This is a genomic window from Mesobacillus maritimus (assembly GCF_044803185.1).
GTDB classification, from domain to species: Bacteria; Bacillota; Bacilli; order Bacillales; family Cytobacillaceae; genus Mesobacillus_B; species Mesobacillus_B maritimus_B.
In genome coordinates, this window is the sequence record NZ_CP085225.1 from 1207317 (window position 1) to 1227400 (window position 20084).

General features: G+C 38.5%; 17 protein-coding genes. 12 read left to right on the top strand and 5 right to left on the bottom strand.

The features are described 5' to 3' along the window. Positions 1–31: 31 nt before the first annotated feature. The 6 genes from LG336_RS05885 to LG336_RS05910 all read left to right on the top strand — a co-directional run bounded on the left by LG336_RS05885 (position 32) and on the right by LG336_RS05910 (position 7215). Entirely contained in the window at positions 32–2188 is a 2157-nt protein-coding gene (locus LG336_RS05885; RefSeq protein ID WP_404331634.1) for a transglycosylase domain-containing protein, read from the top strand. Between the two features lie 220 nt (positions 2189–2408). Beyond that, positions 2409–2861 carry a CoxG family protein gene (locus LG336_RS05890; RefSeq protein WP_404331635.1) on the top strand — a complete coding sequence of 151 codons (453 nt, stop codon included), beginning with the start codon at positions 2409–2411 and terminating at the stop codon, positions 2859–2861. Between the two features lie 243 nt (positions 2862–3104). Continuing rightward, positions 3105–3725 (top strand): acetate uptake transporter, encoded by a 621-nt coding sequence (locus LG336_RS05895; protein ID WP_404331636.1) that lies wholly within the window; start codon positions 3105–3107, stop codon positions 3723–3725. Between the two features lie 258 nt (positions 3726–3983). Next, complete coding sequence (locus LG336_RS05900; protein WP_404331637.1) at positions 3984–4517, top strand: hypothetical protein; 534 nt, start codon at positions 3984–3986, stop codon at positions 4515–4517. Positions 4518–4686: 169 nt separating this feature from the next. Further along, positions 4687–6282: an amidohydrolase gene (locus tag LG336_RS05905; RefSeq protein ID WP_404331638.1), complete on the top strand. Its 1596-nt coding sequence runs from the start codon at positions 4687–4689 to the stop codon at positions 6280–6282. Positions 6283–6432: 150 nt separating this feature from the next. Continuing rightward, complete coding sequence (locus tag LG336_RS05910) at positions 6433–7215, top strand: hypothetical protein (RefSeq protein WP_404331639.1); 783 nt, start codon at positions 6433–6435, stop codon at positions 7213–7215. 291 nt (positions 7216–7506) lie between these two features. Here LG336_RS05910 and LG336_RS05915 read toward each other — a convergent pair whose 3' ends face one another. Next, positions 7507–8775: an erythromycin esterase family protein gene (locus LG336_RS05915; RefSeq protein ID WP_404331640.1), complete on the bottom strand. Its 1269-nt coding sequence runs from the start codon at positions 8773–8775 to the stop codon at positions 7507–7509. Positions 8776–8795: 20 nt separating this feature from the next. Then, entirely contained in the window at positions 8796–9200 is a 405-nt protein-coding gene (locus LG336_RS05920) for a hypothetical protein (protein ID WP_404331641.1), read from the bottom strand. Positions 9201–9420: 220 nt separating this feature from the next. Here LG336_RS05920 and LG336_RS05925 point away from each other — a divergent pair, with 220 nt between their 5' ends. Then, positions 9421–9657: a hypothetical protein gene (locus tag LG336_RS05925; protein WP_404331642.1), complete on the top strand. Its 237-nt coding sequence runs from the start codon at positions 9421–9423 to the stop codon at positions 9655–9657. Between the two features lie 154 nt (positions 9658–9811). Here the strand turns inward: LG336_RS05925 and LG336_RS05930 are convergent, their stop codons facing one another. Further along, positions 9812–10969 carry an ROK family protein gene (locus LG336_RS05930; protein ID WP_404331643.1) on the bottom strand — a complete coding sequence of 386 codons (1158 nt, stop codon included), beginning with the start codon at positions 10967–10969 and terminating at the stop codon, positions 9812–9814. Between the two features lie 489 nt (positions 10970–11458). On the opposite strand from LG336_RS05930, the gene LG336_RS05935 reads away from it, so the two are divergent. Then, positions 11459–12889, top strand: a complete 1431-nt coding sequence (locus LG336_RS05935; protein ID WP_404331644.1) for a glycoside-pentoside-hexuronide (GPH):cation symporter — start codon at positions 11459–11461, stop codon at positions 12887–12889. A 75-nt stretch (positions 12890–12964) separates the two neighbouring features. Here LG336_RS05935 and LG336_RS05940 read toward each other — a convergent pair whose 3' ends face one another. Then, positions 12965–14062, bottom strand: coding sequence for an ABC transporter ATP-binding protein (locus LG336_RS05940; protein WP_404331645.1), 1098 nt, complete (start codon positions 14060–14062; stop codon positions 12965–12967). Positions 14063–14349: 287 nt separating this feature from the next. On the opposite strand from LG336_RS05940, the gene xylA reads away from it, so the two are divergent. The 4 genes from xylA to LG336_RS05960 all read left to right on the top strand — a co-directional run bounded on the left by xylA (position 14350) and on the right by LG336_RS05960 (position 19130). Beyond that, entirely contained in the window at positions 14350–15675 is a 1326-nt protein-coding gene (xylA, locus tag LG336_RS05945) for a xylose isomerase (protein ID WP_404331646.1), read from the top strand. 259 nt (positions 15676–15934) lie between these two features. Continuing rightward, positions 15935–17263 carry an extracellular solute-binding protein gene (locus tag LG336_RS05950; RefSeq protein WP_404331647.1) on the top strand — a complete coding sequence of 443 codons (1329 nt, stop codon included), beginning with the start codon at positions 15935–15937 and terminating at the stop codon, positions 17261–17263. Between the two features lie 92 nt (positions 17264–17355). Continuing rightward, complete coding sequence (locus LG336_RS05955; RefSeq protein WP_404331648.1) at positions 17356–18234, top strand: carbohydrate ABC transporter permease; 879 nt, start codon at positions 17356–17358, stop codon at positions 18232–18234. A gap of 17 nt (positions 18235–18251) precedes the next feature. Beyond that, positions 18252–19130, top strand: coding sequence for a carbohydrate ABC transporter permease (locus LG336_RS05960; RefSeq protein WP_404331649.1), 879 nt, complete (start codon positions 18252–18254; stop codon positions 19128–19130). Between the two features lie 196 nt (positions 19131–19326). On the opposite strand, the gene LG336_RS05965 is transcribed toward LG336_RS05960, so the two are convergent. Continuing rightward, the gene (locus LG336_RS05965) at positions 19327–19968 is read right to left on the bottom strand and encodes a YesL family protein (protein ID WP_404331650.1); all 642 of its coding nucleotides are present in this window, start codon (positions 19966–19968) and stop codon (positions 19327–19329) included. Positions 19969–20084: the final 116 nt, after the last annotated feature.

A 20084-nucleotide genomic window follows, 5' to 3' on the forward strand; every position in this document is an offset into this window, starting at 1 on the left:
AAGAACTTGATAAAGGTAGGAATTCATCATCATGACGGGTAGTTATCAATCAAGAGAAGAACGTAAGTCTGCCGAAAAAGCCAACAAGCAAAATAGGAGACAAAAAAAACCACCAAGATTTTTTAAAAAGCTGCTAATCGGATTGCTGATTTTCAGTTTTATTTGCTTATCTGTAGTTGGCATCAGTGTTTATGCTCTCATTCAAGATGCTCCTGAGCTAGATACAGCGAAACTAGCTGATCCACTGTCATCGAAGTTTTACGATAAAGATGGTCAATTCATCCATGAGTATGGGACGGAACACCGTACGAAAATTTCGTATGATCAAATTCCGAAACAACTTGAGGAAGCGATACTTGCGACAGAGGACAACCGTTTCTATGAACATCAAGGCGTAGACCTATTAAGAACGGCGAAAGCGATTTTTGTGAACGTAACAGGTGAATTTGGCAGTCAGGGAGCAAGTACGATTACGCAGCAAGTGATTAAGAATTCGTTTCTAACTCCAGAAAAGACGATTAAGCGAAAGGTACAGGAATGGTACCTGGCCTATAAGCTGGAACAGCAGTACAGCAAACAAGAAATTCTTGCGATGTATGTAAATAAAATTAATCTCGGCAACCGTTCTTACGGTGTGGCGGCTGCTGCTGAGAATTATTATGGGCTAGATATAAAGAATCTCAATCAATTAACGTTGCCTCAAGCAGCGATGATTGCGGGATTAACGCAAAGTCCGAATAACTATGACCCAACTAAGTCAGATAACCATCAGGCAGCAACAAAGCGAAGGAATATTGTTCTTACCTTAATGAATAAACATGGTTATATTTCCAACAGTGAAATGGAGGCTGCTAAACAAGTTCCGGTTACCGAGGGCATTGTTGAAGAGAAAGTGAGAAACGGTATGCCTTATGAAGCATTTTTAGATGCAGCGGTAAAGGAAGTAGAGACGCAGTTAAAAGACGTTGATATAACAAAAGATGGGTTGAAGATTTACTTAACGCTCGATCCTAATGCCCAGAAGCTTGCTGATTCAATTCTTGCAGGTGATATAGTTGCATATCCGAATGAGCGTTTTCAGACTGCTTTTGCTTTTATGGATTCAAAGACGGGAGAAATAAGAGCAATTGGAAGTGGGCGAAACGAGTCTAAAACGACGTTTCGGGGCCATAACCTTGTGACAGAGTTGAAACGCCAACCTGGCTCAACATTTAAACCGATTTTTGACTATGGTCCAGCGATTGAATATTTAAAATGGTCTACCTATCATCAAATTGAGGATGCTCCTTATCAGTATTCAACAGGAGATCCAATCCGAAATGCCTATACCAATTATCGTGGGATGATGTCCATCCGTGAAGCATTAATTGAATCAAGAAATATTCCTGCTTTAAAAACACTAGAGAGCGTGGGATTAGACAAAGCAAAAGACTTTTCGGAAGCTCTTGGTATCATCTATCCTAATGGGCAAGTATACGAATCCTATTCAATCGGAAGTAACGCGGTTTCTCCGATTGAATTAGCAGGCGCATATGGTGCCTTTGCCAATGAAGGTATCTATACAAAACCTCACTTTGTCACAAAAGTCGAATTTCCTGATGGAAAAGTAATTGAATTTAAGCCGAAAGCGGAGCGTGTAATGCAGGACTATACCGCATATATGGTGACAGATATGTTACGTGGAGTCATCAATGCACCGAACGGAACAGGGAGGTTAGCGGCAATTCCAGGAGTGGATCTTGCAGGAAAAACGGGTACGACCAATTTTGATGCAAAGGTGCTAAGCAAATTCGGCTATCCACAGGATGCCACAAGTGATAGCTGGTTTGCGGGCTACACCACTAATTACACGATGACTGTATGGACTGGATATGCGCAAAATGGGACTGGAAATTACCTGACAGCTGCTGATTCAAGGATTGCCCACGGTATCTTTAAAGCAATGATGCAAGAATATGGGGAAGAGAGCGGACGTTTTGTACAGCCAAACTCTGTAGAAAAAATACAGAATGAACTGTATATAAAAGGGGTCAAGCGGGATAATGTACCTCCAATGCCTATACCGAAAAAAGAAGAAAAAAAGGATCAAGGAAAATCCAAAAAGAATTCGTCTAAAAAGAAAGAGAACCCGGGAAAGGGAAAAGGAAATGGAAAGGGAAAAGGGAAGGATAAAAGGAAGGATGATTGAGTATTAAAATCAACGCATGATTTTGTATTGTATGGCTATTAATAAAGCCTAGAACTCTGTAGGTGACCTCTGTATTCAATAGGGGTCATCTTTTATATTAGTAAAAGAGTCGTCATAGCCTTTATTTATGAACCATAAAGATATTAGTGGGCCTATAAGTGGAAGAATACCGGACACTTATTTGTGCTAATAACTTTTGGATAAACAATGAGGTGAAGAAATGGCAAACGGCAAACATACAATCGAACTCCCTTTTTCAATCGAAAAAATCTGGAATTACATAAGTGATATTGAAAACTGGGCTGCTACGGTTCCTGGCTATGAAAATCATGAGATTGTAAACGAGAAACAATCAACATGGGCAATAAAAGGGGACCTTGGTTTAATGAAGAAAACAGCCAATCTACAGGTTCACATCACAGAATGGATTGAACCAACAAAAGTAGTGTTTCATTTTAAGAGCCTTGCAGAAGACTTTGTTGGAAACGGTCGTTACGAGGCACAAGCCTTAGATGATAGTCATACCCGCATAACAGGTTATCTTGAGCTTGAACCGGAGGGGACAAAAGGACCAATGGCAACTATGCAAAAGACGGTATTAAAGAAATTTGTCCCAAAAACAACAAAGGACATTACCCGTGCAGTAGCCGAGAAAATCCAATCAATACAGTAGAATGAAGCGTTATTTATGGTCTGAGGAAAGGTCAGCTCGAGGTGTGCTTATTGTTGAGGGAATCATGCAAGGGCTACAACTGGTTATCATTATAAAATTTACCGCACAGGGCATTCAATCCTTTGTGCGGTTTTCTCTTTAAATCATACACGAAAAGCAGTATTTTGGGACAATTTAAAGGTATATTGACACCCGTTGTCTTTTCATATACAGTACATAAGTATGTTTTTTAAGGAGGAAAAAATGGAGACTCAGAATCACACACAGGTTAAAATTACAACAGCAGATCCATCTGCGCTAGGCTTATTCGGTTTAGCGATGGTCACTTTTGTGGCATCTTCACAGAAATTGGGATTAACGGAAGGTCTTTCTTTTATTCTACCGTGGGCGTTTTTCTTAGGTGGGATTGCCCAGCTAATTGCTTCATTTTTAGATGCTAAGCATAACAATATTTTTGGTACTACAGCTTTTGGAGCTTTCGGACTTTTCTGGTTCGGCGTTGGTACTACATGGCTCATTCAGTTAGGATTTTTTGGGGAACAGCTCGCCATGGATGGTGATCCAAAACAATTAGGTTTTGCATTTTTGGGTTATTTAATATTTAGCTTGTTTATGACAGTTGGGGCAATGGAAACACATAAAGTTTTGTTCTTTATTTTTGTTTTTATTGATTTGTTATTTATTGGACTAGCATTAAGTTCATTTAATATTTTTCACGAAGCGACACATATGCTGGCGGCCGTAGCAGAAATGGGCATCGCCTTATTATCTTTCTATGGTTCAGGAGCCATTGTGTTAAACACACACTTTGGAAAAGACGTACTGCCCTTGGGGAAAAGGTTTGGAGTCTTTAAGCAACTATAGAATGTTTTTTGCTCTCAATAATATTATTATGCTTTTTTGAAACTGAATAATTCCTAGCTTATCTTTAACCGCACAGCGATAAATTTGCTTGTGCGGTTTTTTGCTTTTTATATTTCTCGGATATTAATGGTAGCCTCAAATGATGAAAGAGTATGTTTATTCCAGATTTGGGCACCCTATTTATGGATTGTGCGAAATATTGCTACAAATTTTCCTTTAAACTTTGCTTCGTATAATAAAAATTAAAGGAGGAAAAGGATGGATCGATTTGCCAAGGGGATTATGAGTATAGGTTTATTATTAATACTATTATCAATAGTTGGCTGTAATAATAATGCCGATAACAATAATATGAGCGGATATAGTACAATTATGGAAACGAATAATTTGGACAATGAAGAAATGATAATGGGAAAATATCCATTTCCAAATGAGGTTAATGAAAAAGGAAGCAGTGAAATCACAATTCATACACCAGCTGGTACTTCCGAAAATGGGAAAACCCCAGTGTTTTTCATTGACGATGATGACAGTCGGATTCAAATTGGCATTGATGCAGAGGATTTCGATGGAAGTAGACAATCGTTTGTGTACGTAGATAAAATTTACCTAAGACCAGAACAGTTTGTCGACCGGAAAGATACTTCAATCGGCTTACATGGTCCTATGCTTAAGCCGGGAATACATACAATCTCTTTTATCCAGTATGAAGATGATGACCCTTTTAATGGGAAGGTAACAAGTTACACTGAGGCGAGATATGCTGTAGAAAGAAAAAATCGAGATTACTAATGTAAAGTACTGTCAAAGACTTCATTTAACGCTTGAGGCGTGAATTCAAATAGGGATTCACGCTTTTTATTTTTGACAGATATAAACAAAGTAGTTGTATCTCTATGCTACAAATCTGCTTGAATGGTAAAATAAATAGATTAAATTGGTCATTAGGAGAGAATTTGCTTTGAGAACAATCTATTCGAATGGTAACTTCTATACATTCAATTCACGTATTCCAAATGTACAGGCCGTTGTCACCGAGAACGGCCGTTTTATCGATATGGGCACAACGGAAGAAATCTTGCTTCAATGGGGTGGCTCTTCCCATGTTATTGATTTAGAAGGAAAAACAGTTACACCTGGTTTAATTGATAGTCACCTACATCTTTCAATTATCGCAGACAGTTTTATTAATTTAGATTTAACTGGTGTCAGTTCAAAACGTGAAATGCTAGAAAAAATTCAGGAGCATACAAAGCTACTGAAAGCAAATCAATGGTTATTAGGAATCGGTTGGGATGAAAATCTCTTTACGGACGGAACGATTCCAACGATTTCTGAACTGGATTTTGTAGCCCCTGCGAACCCATTAATTTTAACGAGGATTTGTCAACATGCTGCGGTTGTCAACAGCAAGGCTCTTGAAATGAGCCAATATCATCCATCCATCACGGTACCTGAAGGCGGAACGATTGTATTGGATGAGAGAACGAAGCAGCCGACGGGATTGCTGCTTGAATCTGCCATGACTCTAGTTAGACGACATATACCAGCCCACTCCTATGGTACCTGGAAAGATGTCATGCGAAAAACCATGCAATTTGCCATGGAAAAAGGCTTAACGAGCGTACATACCAATGATCCTCTTTATTTAGGAGGATTAGAGAAAACATGGAAGCTTTTTGATGAACTGTTAAATGGGGAACAAATTGGGTTGCGTAGCAATCTGTTAATCAACCATGAATTTTTACAGGACTTAAAAGATTTTGGAATGTATACAGGCTATGGAAACGATACTTTGCAAATTGGGGCAGTCAAGATTTTTGCAGATGGAGCATTCGGGAGAAGGACTGCGCTATTATCAGAGCCTTATCATGATGATCCAGATAACTATGGGGACGCGATGTATGACCAGGAACACCTATATGATATTGTTAGACGTGCTCGCGAGTTGGATATGCCGATTGCTGTTCATACGATTGGTGACAAGGCTTTGGAAAATGTTCTTGATGTGCTGGATCAGTTCCCAGCAACCACCTATCGCGATAGATTGATTCATGCCCAAGTGCTACGGGAGGAACTCATCCCACGCCTCGCTCATCCAAGTAGAATTGCAGACATTCAGCCACGCTTTTTGGCGAGCGATTTTCCATGGGTAGAGGAACGTCTGGGAAAAGAAAGAATGAAACTTTCCTATGCTTGGAAATCGTTAATGGATGGTGGGGTCATTTGTGCTGGGGGTTCAGATTCACCAATTGAACCAGTCGATCCGTTACTCGGAATTCATGCAGCCGTTACCCGTAAAAAGCCAGGAGAAACGCATGACGGCCATTATCCAGAACAAAAACTGACAATGGAGCAGGCTTTTCGTTTGTTCACAGAACTCGGTGCCTACCCGACAAATGAAGAAACCGTAAAAGGTACAATTGCACGTGGGAAATTAGCCGATATGACGGTATATTCAGCCAATCCATTTGGAATGGAAGACCCCGATGAGTTATTAACAACGAATATCGAAATGACGATTATTGGTGGAGAGATAAAATATAGAAGAAACTAACTTTGAATTCACACATTAACTATTTTCTAAAAAATAAGTCATTGGTTATACGGTTTTTTTAGTCTTTTTTATCCATTCCCTTTAATTGCTAACTCCTTTATCATTAAGATAAAAAAGTACTAGCTGAGAAAGGGAAAGGAGGAGACCATCGTGAATACGGACCAAGCCTTTGAATTATTAAAGGATGCAGGAGTTGCTGAAGATGTTGGAATTCTAACTGTTAGACGTTGGCTGCTTGAACGCAAGGTAAAATATGACCCAGCGAAGCGAAGGGAAACAGGATACATTCTAGATGATACCGATCAAGCTATTAATCTGTTGATGGACGCTGGTGTTGCTTCTAGTACAGGGATGGACATTGTCAAACGATGGCTCCGTGAAGGTAGAATTCAAAATGTTGGGGAAGGAAAGCAGTTGTCCGAATACATCTCAAGTGAAAAGGACGCTAAACAATATTCAATGAATCTTTCGAATCAAGAAAGAGTCATTCGCCAGTTGAAAGCAAAGCTAAAAGCACAGGACGAGCATATAAAGGGTTTAGAAGAACTTCATGAAAACTCGGTTCATCGACTTCTTCAGCAAAAGGAAAAATACAAAAAAGAACTTGTTCAACTTGAGAATGAAAAACGAAAATTTCAAAGGGAGACAAGTAGTTTAACGAAAGAAAATATTGAGTTACGCAAGGAATTGTTAAGGTTAAAAGAAGAACTCTATAAAGGACATAAAAGTGAGCCTGAAAAGACAGCACCGCGCCCTTCTAAATCGCATGATTATCGACAAAAGTTAGGCCTATCAAAAACAGCCAGTTCGAAAGAAATACTCGCAGGCTATAAAAAATTATTAAAAATAACCCATCCTGACTCTGGCGGAAATGAAGCAACCTTCCATTATATTAAATCCGATTATGATCAGTTTAGAAATAGTATGAAATGATATGAAAATGCTTCATAATACATAAATAAACCGCACGATTGGGTTACTCCCTCGTGCGGTGTGTTCATGTTTTAAGGCTGTTTTCGTAAAGATTGTTGTTAAAATTGTAAAAATCTTAAAGCCGATTTTTACTACCTAAAGCCGATTTTAACGCAAGATAAGCTATTTGGTACGTGATGAGAATTTTGCGCGCTCTTTTCTCATTAATAAAAGGGTACTTTGAAGGGAAACAAAGCTTAATTCAACCGAATTTGTATCCAAGAGCAACAAAGTTTGAGAAAAGAGCCTGTTTTAAAGAAGAACTCTTTCCACTTCTAAAGGTAGTAGAGCGTTGGTGTTATTGATGTAAATAAACGCATTATATCGTTCGCTCATAATGGATGGGACATAGTTTCCGTATTGTTCATACCTCGGATTATAAACAACCCCAATGGCACGATGACCAATTCTGTCGCTATACGAATCGCGATTATTTTTATCAAAAATCAAGAGTTTGTCATGCGGGCCAGCTTTATGCATCATATCCTCCCAGCTGCCTTCTTGAGCAGGAGGCACAATCATCCGTTCAAAATCTACCCCCCACTCATCAGCAGCTATAACGGTCCCCCGATGGGTACCGAATCCTACGATAAACACCTTTTTGTCTCCATTTTGTTCTCGTAAAAGCTGCCCGACATTTACCATGCCTACCTCGGCCATATCAGTTGCACGTGCGTCACCAACATGAGTATTATGCTCCCAAATGATTCCTTTCGCCTTTTCTCCATAATAGGAATTAATTCTATTTAGCACTTCAACCATATGCCGGTCGCGGATATTCCAGGACTCTGTATCATCGGTGACCATTGTTCGATAATAGTTCTCAGCATTTGCGGTCACAATTGCATTTACTTCGAGGTTTAATTTGCCTTCTTCATAGTAACTTGTATATTTTTTCTTATCTAAAGTAATCTTGGTAAGAAGCTCTACGACTTCATCCTTGCAGTCCTCCGAGTAAAAGGAGCCTGATACCCCATAAAGCTGAGGGTCACGGTTAAAGGGCTCGAAGCAGGCGAATGCCTTTTTGGCCGTTTCAAGATCGGGAGAGTTGGTTTCCTCCAGATATTTAATGATTTCCTCCATTGATTCCCATAAACTGTAGACATCAATTCCATAAAAACCAACCTGCTCTTCCTTTGGCCTCTCCTGGTTGTAGGATTTGAGCCATTCAACTAAATCAATCAACTCTTCATTTGCCCACATCCAAGTAGGCCAACGCCCAAAAGCGGTTAGGGCTTCACGGGCATTTTCATAGCGATTATCATAACTTTTTATATAACGATTAATATGTTGACAAGCTGGCCAATCTCCTTCAACAGCGATATAAGTATAACCGTTTTCTTGAATTAATTTCTTGGAGAGCTCCGCCCGAATTTTATAATATTCGGATGTGCCATGAGAAGACTCACCCAGCAAGACAAATTTAGCCTCGCTCACCTGGTTAATCAGTGGCTTGTAATCATTGATGTCCTTTAGTTGTAAGGCATCTTTTTTTATGGATTCAACTAGGTTTTGACTCATCTTACCTCCTCCAGCAATGGTTATTGTTTATAAACAGCATTGTATGAATTTTCACCAGCATGTACCGATAAAAGGGTATCCGCATAGCCAACAAGACGATTGACGATTTCATCTGAAAGGGCATAAACAAGGCGGTTTAGATTGTTTTTATGAAGTGCGGGATCGTCAAAGATAATTGTCGTATTGATAAAGATCTCTTTATTGTCAAAGATATTGTATTGAATGATCGTTTTCCCTCCTGCGCCGCCAGTAGAAGGATCTTTGTAGGTAGGTAAAAAGATATACCATTCCTCTGCAGATGGTGACCGGAAATTCTTTGTGTATGTCATTCCTTTGATTTCCGTCTCAATTTCTTTTTTTAGTTCGTCATCCAATACATCCACTATGTTATCGTCCAAGACAACACCTTCTTTTCTAATCATCATGCTTTATCTCTCAAAACTTATTGTTTTCATTCCGAAAAGGTTTTAACCGAAACGCTACAGGAGGAGATACACAAAATAATGGAAATGCCGAACCCATAACATAAAGGTTTATTTTGAAAAACAGCTAGTAGGAGTATGAACCGGTGGACAAAATAAGCATGTCTTCCTAGGTTTATAAAATTTTGAAGGAATATGAAGGTGGTTATTTGAACAAGCTTTTGTGGGTTATCATCGTGCCTGGGTTATAGTTGATGACAAAGGGAACCCATATCTGACCTATCATCATGGTTCGGTATTGGATGAAAAAGATGAGCATGGCCGTTTTAAGACAAACACCGAACTCATCACCTATGACATGGAGGAATTACCTGAGGAGTTAACCTTACACCTACTATCCGTTACTAGGTATGAGGCTGTGAAGGATAAGTGGGAAGTACCGTTATATGAAGGAGAATAGATTTATTAGAGATTTTGTTCCCTCCGATACAAAAGCAAGAGTGAAACCGTTTTCCAAATGGTTTCGCTCTTTTTTAAGGATTGTTAACGCTTGCATTTCATTTTTGGGAAAATAACTATGCGTAGTAAACGCAAAGTCCATAAAAGAAGTTTTTTCACCGCTGCACTCGCATGGATTGAATTCGTAAAAAGTTCCGAATGCTTACAGCTGATGCACCTAATAAAGTGGCTTGATCACCAAGGCTCGAGTTATGAAGTTCGACATCCTCATTTATAAAACTGTTAAGATTGCTGTTAATTTTATCAAGAAAATCAGGGATCTCACGAGTAAGTCGACTTTTAAGATAGATGACGCCAGGACTGAAAGCGGTTGTCACATTATTAATTCCAATCGCCAAGTATTTTGCTGCTTTATCAATTAACTCAATCACTGCAGGATTCTTGGCCATATAGGCACTTTTAAGTTGAGCAATGGTTGTTTCAGTAGATTGGTGTATGTCATTAAAGAATTCAAGAATCGCTTTTTCAGAACAATATTGTTCAAGACAGCCATGGTTTCCGCAAGGACATGGTTTTCCATCAGGGAAGAGGATTTTATGTCCAATTTCACCACTAAAGCCTCTTTCTCCAGTATAGAGTGCCCCGTCAATAATGATCCCCGCTCCAATTCCAGAGTGAATACTGATGCTCACTAGATTTTTATAGTTCGATGAATAGGTTTGCTCAGCAATCGCGGAAAGGTTTGCTTCGTTTTCAATGTAGATAGGAATTCCGAGACGCTCACTTAAAGTTTCACATATATTTAATTTCGCTAAGTCATAGTAAGGAGTAAACACAATTGAATTGTCAAAGACGACACCATGGATGGCAATCGTAATCCCAACAATGCCGTAACTTGTTTCTGGAATCATCTGTTGATAATCCATGACAACGTTTTCAATTTTATCTATAAGTGTTTCTCTATCAATCTCAATATCTTCTATTATTTGCTCCGTTATAATTTCGCCGTCAAGATAGTTAAGCATAGTGGCAATGTAGTTATAACCGATATCAAAGCTTAGGGAAACCCCAGCATGTTTATTCAATTCAAGCATGATTGGCCGTCGGCCACCGGAGGTCGTGCTGTCACCAATGCCGATTTCATGTACAAGATTAGTTTCAGTTAGCTTTCTTACAATCTCAGAAACAGACGCTTTACTTAGATGCGTACGGTTCGCTACGGCTGCACGCGATAGTGGTCCTTCATTGACAATATGTTCGAGAACAATTGTTTCGTTCATCTCACGGATCGCGTATTTATCTACGAATACCATTATGATCCCCCTATTTCTCCCATTGTTATTATTTTAGCATAAAAAAAAGCGCTGTCTATTTGTTTTGAAACCGTTGACAAAAAAACAGATGGAGTATATCATTCTAGATAGTTAGTTCATCGAACGAACTAACTAACTATCTAGATGGTAACGATTCCACTCAAATATAAACCACAAGGGGGAAATAAACCTAGCTTCAGAGAAAGAAATACTTTTATTGAGATGACATATCGGATGTTCACAGTCATATTACGTTTTATGTAACCGTTCTTATCTTTGTATCCTATTGGTTCAATGATGAATGGACAAAGACAAAACACCTATATGCATCTACATATATATTTTTAAAAATCTTTATTCTAATTTGTAAGCCGTTCCAAGGATTCTAATAGTGGTTTTTATATACCGCTATTATGTAAACGTTACATTTTATCAAGTAATGAATCAAAGAAAAATGGTAGTTGAAAAAAATTAGAAGGTGATGAAATCATGGCTCAAGCCCAAAAAGTCGAGTTTGGAAGTCCAGAAGTGACGGAAGCAAGTGGCAATACAAAAATAAGTAAATTAGAAAAGGTCGGTTATGCCTCAGGGGATTTAGCTTGTAATCTTATCTATGCGACTGTTTCTACGTATTTATTATTCTTTTATACCGATGTTTTCGGAATTTCTGCCGCTGCGGCAGGGACAATGTTCTTAGTAGTAAGGATTTTTGACGCGATCAATGACCCAATGATTGGAAGTATTGTTGATAGAACAAACACGAGATATGGAAGATTTAGACCTTACTTGTTATATAGTGCAGTTCCATTTGCCATCCTCGCAGTTCTTTGTTTCACAACTCCTGACTTTAACGAGTGGGGAAAACTAGTTTACGCCTATATTACTTATACTTTATTAACAGTTGTTTATACGTTTATTAATGTTCCTTATGGTGCATTAACGTCTGCAATTACGCGTGACAATGATGAAGTGGTTAGCCTTACATCCGTTCGTATGATTTTTGCGAACATCGGGGGATTAATTGTTTCCTTCTTTGTACCGTTTTTATCTTCTTATATTGGGGATATGTCAGGCGATACGGCACTTGGTTGGCAAGTAACAATGGGAATTATGGGGGTTATTGGAACCCTGTTAATCTTGTTCACTTTTAAATCAACTAAAGAACGTGTAAAAGTAGTTGAGACTGGTGTGAAAATTAAACCAACTGATATTTTTGAACAGTTGCGTGTAAATCGTCCACTAGTTGTTTTAAGTATATTCTTTATCATTATCTTTGGTGTGAATAGCATCATCAACTCTGTTGGAATCTATTACGTTACGTACAATATGGAGAGTCCAGACCTTGTAAAATGGTACGGTTTAATTGGTACACTTCCTGCTTTTGCAATTCTGCCATTTATTCCATGGTTGAATAAAAAACTTGGAAAGAAAAAATTACTTTATATTTCATTAGCAGTGACAATTGTTGGTTTACTAGGGATTCTTGTAACGCCACCATCAATGATTTGGGCGATTTTGGTCTTCCGCTTGGTTGCCGCAGCAGGAGCTCTAACAGCCGGTGGATACATGTGGGCGCTTATCCCAGAAACAATCGAATATGGTGAATACAAAACAGGAAAAAGAATGGGTGGACTTATCTACGCAATCGTTGGTTTCTTCTTTAAGTTTGGTATGGCGCTTGGAGGAATCATCCCCGGTTTAGTTCTTACTCAATTCGGTTATGTTGCGAACCAAGTTCAAACGCAAACTTCTTTAACAGGTATCTTGATTACAACAACAGTTGTACCAATTGTTTTGCTTGTATTAGCAATGATTGATATTAAATTCTATAACTTAGATGACAAAACGTATCAAAAGGTCATCAGAGAATTAGAAAATCGTCAAAAAGTGAATCAACAAATTGAAAACGGACAACTCTAATTCACAAATAAAAAACAGGCTATCGTCTCAGGTAGCCTGTTTTTTATTTGTTTTGATAGGGCTAGAAGTGACAATTTACCGTATCCTTACTTCTGTGTCGTGATCGAAGAAATGGACTTTATTCATATCAAAGGCTAGAGCCATACTTTGTCCGCCTTTAATATCGGTTCTAGAATCAATTCGTGCAATCATATTTTGGTCATTAATGGTCGTGTAAAGAATCGTTTCAGCTCCCATCAACTCTACAACATCGATTTTAGTCGTGAAGGTTGAGCCAGGTGACATTTCAAGAAACAAAGGTTCATCATGAATGTCTTCTGGACGGATACCAAGGGTAATTGGCTTATTGATGTAGCCCTTCTCACGTAATAGCTTTAACTTTCCTTCAGGTACTTCAAATGAAAAATTACCTGTTATAAATTTGTTTTCCTTTAGTTCCCCGTTAAAGAAGTTCATAGCGGGAGATCCAATAAACCCACCTACGAAAACATTTTCTGGTTTATCGTAAATTTCTTTCGGTGCTCCAATTTGTTGAATAACCCCATCTTTCATGACAACGATACGTGTAGCCATGGTCATGGCTTCTGTTTGGTCATGGGTAACGTAAATGGTCGTAGTGTTTAAGCGTTGATGAAGTTTAATAATCTCAGAGCGCATTTGAACACGTAGTTTAGCATCAAGGTTTGATAATGGCTCATCCATTAAAAACACCTTTGCATCACGAACAATCGCTCGACCTAGAGCAACACGCTGCCGTTGTCCACCGGATAGAGCTTTTGGCTTTCGATCTAAGTACTGTTCAAGTCCTAAAATCTTCGCAGCATCCTTCACCCGACGATCAATTTCTTGTTTATCCATTTTTCGAAGTTTCAAAGCAAAGGCCATATTATCATAGACCTTCATATGAGGATACAGGGCATAGTTTTGAAAAACCATGGCGATATCACGATCTTTAGGAGGAACATCGTTTACACGTCGATCGTCGATGTAGAAGTCTCCTTTTGAGATATCTTCAAGTCCTGCGATCATACGTAAGGTGGTCGATTTTCCACACCCAGATGGTCCTACAAATACAATAAACTCTCGATCTTTAATATCCAAATTAAAATCAGTTACCGCCGTAACATCTCCATCATAAATTTTATAAATATGTTCTAGTCGAAGTTCCGCCATTTACACTATTCCCTCCAATATGTATTGAGCTTTATCTAGAACTGTCTTATAAGTACAAACCTAAAAGTAGTATAGGAAATGATTAACAGACCTATTCATGTGATAACAATTCTTGCTTCATGTGATAACAATTCTTGCAAAGTTAGTTCCTTCTCTGGTTTGGTGGAATCGACATTAAAAAATGTAAGAATAAATTAACTCCCTAGAAACAGACTAGAAATTGGTGGCAATTATTTCTTAACCAGTGTTACCAACTACTTATTTCTAACAAGATGGAGGGAACGGTTATGAGCTATTTTGGAAATGTGAATCAAGTGAAATATGAAGGGCCAGATTCGAAAACCCCTTACGCATTTAAATACTATAATCCTCAAGAAACAATTAACGGGCAAACTATGGAAGAGTTTTTACGTTTTGCAGTTTCTTATTGGCATACTTTTACTGGTGAAGGTTCTGACCCGTTTGGAGAAGGGACAATGGTTCGACCTTATGATAATTTTACCGGAATGGATTTAGCTAAAGCTCGTGTTGAAGCTTCCTTTGAATTCTTTGACAAGCTAGATGTTCCATATTTCTGCTTCCATGATTTTGATATCTCACCTGAAACGAATTCTCTAAAGGAAACCTTAGAAAACATTGACCAAATTACGGCGGTCATTAAAGACCATTTAAAGACAAGCAAAACAAAATTACTATGGAATACGGCTAATATGTTCTCTCACCCGCGCTGGTTATTTGGAGCAGCGACTTCTCCCAATGCTGATGTTTTCGCGTATGCGGCTACTAAAGTGAAGAAGGGACTTGAAGTTGCTAAAGAATTAGGTTCTGAAAACTATGTTTTCTGGGGCGGACGTGAAGGGTACGAGACTTTGCTTAATACAGATATGAAGCTTGAACTTGATAACCTGGCACGATTCTTTCATATGGCCGTGGATTATGCAAAGGAAATTGGGTTTGAGGGCCAGTTCCTTATTGAGCCAAAGCCGAAAGAGCCAACAAAGCACCAGTATGATTTTGATGTTGCGACAGGAATGGCGTTCTTACAACAATACAATCTATCTGATAAATTTAAATTTAATATTGAAGCAAACCATGCAACTCTTGCGGGTCATACATTCGAACATGAATTACGTGTGGCACGAATAAATGGAATGTTAGGGTCCGTGGATGCCAACCAAGGGGATCCATTGCTTGGCTGGGATACGGATGAATTCCCAACAGATTTATACTCCACAACATTAGCGATGTATGAAATTTTGCAAAACGGTGGTCTAGGATCAGGCGGTTTGAACTTCGATGCTAAGGTACGAAGAGGCTCATTTGACCCTGAAGATTTATTCCTGGCACATATCGCCGGAATGGATAGCTTTGCAGTTGGTACAAAGGTTGCACAAAAGCTAATTGAAGATAGAGTATTTGAAAACTTTATTGCCGATCGTTACAGCAGCTACAGAGAGGGAATTGGTCTTGACATTGTCGAAGGAAAAGCAGATTTCAACAAACTAAGCGAATATGCTCTAAAGGTGGATAAAATTGAGACGAACAAATCAGGTCGTCAAGAAAATTTAAAGGCAATCTTAAATCAATATTTACTGGATGCGGTTAGAGGATAAAAAAGAAAAGTAGAAACGCAAGTTAAAGCGAAGGAAACTAATCGCTTGCGCGGGTCTCTCCTAAAGGAACAAGAAGCTGGCCTACCTATGTAACCGGCTTCTTGGTCAACCTAGAAAATCACATTTTGGACAGGCAATGAGGTAGAAAACCCCTTCCTATGAATAAATCGAAAGTACTTGAAGAAAAGTAAGATGAAAGGATTCATTTGCAGATTTATGCTCTTTTAGAGTTACGACTAAATTTTTGGAGGGAATTATATTGTTTAAAAAGAAAGGAATTTCTTTGCTGTTACTTCTTACGATGATGACGGCTATCGTTTTAAGTGGTTGCGGCGGGGGTGATGACGCAGGTAACGGTGACGGTGGTGGCACTGCAGGCGGAGGAGACCAAGTAACCGTAAAAATGATGCACCTATGGCCGGCTGGTAGCTCCAAGCAACATCATGGAATCGTTGAAGATATTATTAAGCAATATGAGGAAGAAAATCCCGGTGTAAAGATTGATACAGAAATTTTATCAAATGATCAGTACAAGGAAAAAATTAAAGTTTTGGCCTCATCAAATCAATTACCAGATGTCGGTTTGACTTGGGCTGCAGGCTTTCTAAGACCTTATGTTGAGGGTGGAAAGTTTGCTGCACTTGATGATGTATTAGAAGGTGATTTGGGTGAATCCTTTATTTCAGGAACAACAGAAGCTTTCTCAGTAGATGGGACAGCATATGGTTTACCTCTTGAATTAAACATTGCTCCAATCTACTACAATAAGAGAATTTTTGAAGAAAATAATCTTGAAGTACCTGAAACCTTCGAAGATTTTAAAAATGTCGTGAAAACACTTGCCGATAATGGGGTAACACCAATTACTGTTGGGAACAAGGAGCCTTGGACAGGTTCAATGTGGTATATGTATTTGGCGGACCGTATTGGTGGACCAGATACCCTAACCAATGCAATCAACCGCTCAGGTTCTTTTGAAGATCCAGCATTAGTGCAAGCTGCTGAGGAAATTCAAAACTTAGTAGATCTCGGTGCATTTGTAAAAGGGTACAATGGGCTTTCAAATGAAGAGGCCAAAGGACCATTTATGAACGAACAAGCCGCAATGTATATGATGGGGTCATGGGAATTACCAAACTATACGACGAATGAAGATGTCCCACAAGAATTTAAAGATCAAATTGGTTTCTTTAAATTCCCAATGGTTGAAGGTGGAAAAGGGGATATCAATAGTTTTGTTGGTGGACCAGGCGTTGGATTATTTGTTTCGGAGAACTCTCAGGTTCAGCAGGAAGCAAAAGACTTTGTAAAGTTCTTTGTCCAGAAATGGGGAGAAGTCTCAGTTACAGGTGCTGGCGTAATCCCAGCAACAAAAGTGGATACTTCAGAATTGGATTTACCACAAATGTTTATTGATGTTTTGGATGAGTTAAATGAGGCTTCAAACATCACTCTGTATGCGGATGTCCAAATGAGCGCTTCAGCAGCACAAGAGCATTTGAATTTAGTTCAATCATTGTTTGGAAAAGAAATTACTCCAGAGGAATTTGCATCTAGACATGAAGAGGTACTCGCAGACGAAGATTAAAATGGGATGAAAAGGGTATATCGATTATATTGATATGCCCTTTTTTCCTTAAAAACTGCTTTTAATTTGTATATGGGAAAGGGGATGATCAGATGAATAAAGTGATGTCTAATAAATGGATTATTGCTATGTATGTGCTGCCTGCACTTCTATTAATCTTAGTGCTAATCTATGTCCCAATCATCTTGACTGGGTATTATGGATTAATGAAATGGGATGGAATCGGAGAGATGGACTTTATTGGTTTAAGTAACTATACAAGACTTCTATCAGACGGTAAGTTTTGGGGGAGTGCATTAAATTCATTACTTTTGGCCATCTTTTCGCTATTAAGTTTAATTGGATATTTAGCAATCTCGCTTGTTCTTGCCGCCAAAATCAAAGGGGCAAACCTATTAAGAAAAATTTATTTAATCCCAATGCTTTTGTCCTCGGTAGCCATTGCCCAGTTATGGCTTAAAATTTATCACCCTTCTAACGGCTTATTAAATAGTCTTCTCGTCTTTTTTGGGGTAGATAATCCACCTGCATGGTTGGCTGAGCCTAGTCTAGTTTTAGGTGCCATCTTTGTACCAATCATCTGGCAATATGCAGGGTTCTATATTTTGATTTACTATGCGGCATTAAAAAATATCCCAGACTCTGTTATTGAAGCCGCCAAAATTGATGGAGCCTCTCCTTTGCAAATAGCCTATAAAATAAAAATCCCACTCATAATGGGGGTCATTAAAGTAACAATTGTTTTAGCCTTTGTTGGTTCCTTAAAATACTTTGACCTGATTTATGTTATGACGGGTGGCGGACCTAATGGAGCTAGTGAAGTTATTGCTTCTTACATGTATAAACAAGCCTTTAATAGCTATAACTTTGGGTACGGTAGTGCCGTTGGTTTTGCTTTATTATTGCTTTGTTTATTAGCTACTGTAGTGATTCAAAGATTAACAAGAACGGACGATGAGGTTGAATACTAAGGGAGGGAAGGACAGTTATGGCTCAAACAGAGCAAAAAGAAGTTATACCGGAAAATTCTGGGGGCAATGCGGCGGGGAAGTTCGGCTATGCCATCCTTTATTTAATATTAGGGATTATTGCCGTTTTGCAAATCTATCCTTTAATCTGGTTAGTACTATTCTCGCTTAAGACAAACCAAGAAGTATTTAATGCTTCACCGTTCGCACTGCCAGCAGATCCTAAATGGGAAAATTACGCTACTGTTTGGACGCAAGGGAATATCAACCTGTATTTTTTTAACAGTGTATGGATTACCTTGGCATCAGTAGCCTTGACAATTCTTCTAGCGAGCTTTGTGACCTTTGCGATAACGAGAATGAATTGGAAATTAAATAAATTGGTATTAGGATTGTTTATGGTGGGATTAATGATTCCTGTTCACTCTACACTCATTCCCTTATTTAACTTTTTCCTAAATATCAATTTAATTGATCATCCACTAGCGCTTATATTAACGTATACAGCCTTTAATCTTCCGTTAACGATCATGATTTTGACAGGATTTTATTCGACATTGCCACGGGAGGTTGAGGAAGCAGCCGTTATTGATGGAAGCTCAATTCATCGAATCTTTTTCCAAATTACCTTGCCAATGTCGATGCCCGTTATATCGACCACCTTCATTATTAATATGATCTATAACTGGAATGAGTTTGTGTTTATCAACACTTTTATCAGTTCGGATAACTACAAGACATTAACGGTTGGAATCCAAAACTTTATCGGACAATATAGTACAGATTGGGGAGCCATTGGGGCAACACTCGTCATCAGCATCCTACCAATTTTAATTGCTTTCGTATTCTTAAGCAACAAGATTGTCGAAGGGATTGCAGCAGGAGCTGTTAAAGGATAAATCACAGCTTTATTAATAGAAGGAAAGGAATAGCCTCGTTATTAGTGGCTATTCTTTTTATAGATTCATGTATTAGTCAGGATAGCAGTTGATTTGTCAGCCGTATATTCTTCTTAGAGAATGCAATCGGATTTAAGTTTGGTGAAGATATCAAAGAAACGGTCACATTGAAGGGTTCAATGTGACCAAACCAAGCTCAGGGCTCATTCGAGAAATTCTTTAATTTAGCCTTTTTCCGTTCGATACTTAAAAAACTTTGATAACAAGCCCACATGATAACAAAAGCAATAGCACTCCCACCAAAAAATACAAACAAAGGGGGAAGAATGTTTCCTATTAGAAAAATAACTACTAAACCTAGGATCATAACAACATTATAAAAGGGACTAACCAACATAATAAAAAGAGAATTCTTTAATACGTTCAAAAGGTTCACATTATAATGAACGTAAGAAGGAAATGCATAAAGCAAAATCAGTGAAAAAGTAATCACTAGTAACAACATGGGATACTTGCTCCATTGCATAAAGGGTTCCGTACTATGGTTTACTAGCGTAAGGTCCACATAAATAAGAATCCCTATAAATGAGAGCAGTAACCCGAAAAGATTGCTCTTTAACCACTCAGCTTTAAAGGTGTCCCAAAAGGTTTTTAGGATTGGGATATCAGATTGCCCCATAATCCATTTCCGAATTACTGTAAACATAGCGATGGTGGAGGGGAAGAATCCCAACAGAATCATTCCTAGGAGGGAAGACCCCAGCCACAATAATTGAACCCACGCAAATCGCATAATCCACTCGGATCCACGATATAAAGAAGAGGTAACAATATTCATCCATGACAACTCCTTACTGTGCTTGCTATTAGTATATCTTGTCAGTCGGAATGAATACGGAATAAAGAAAATTTATCCACTAATGGTACTTTTAGTAAACGATAATAATTTTAAAC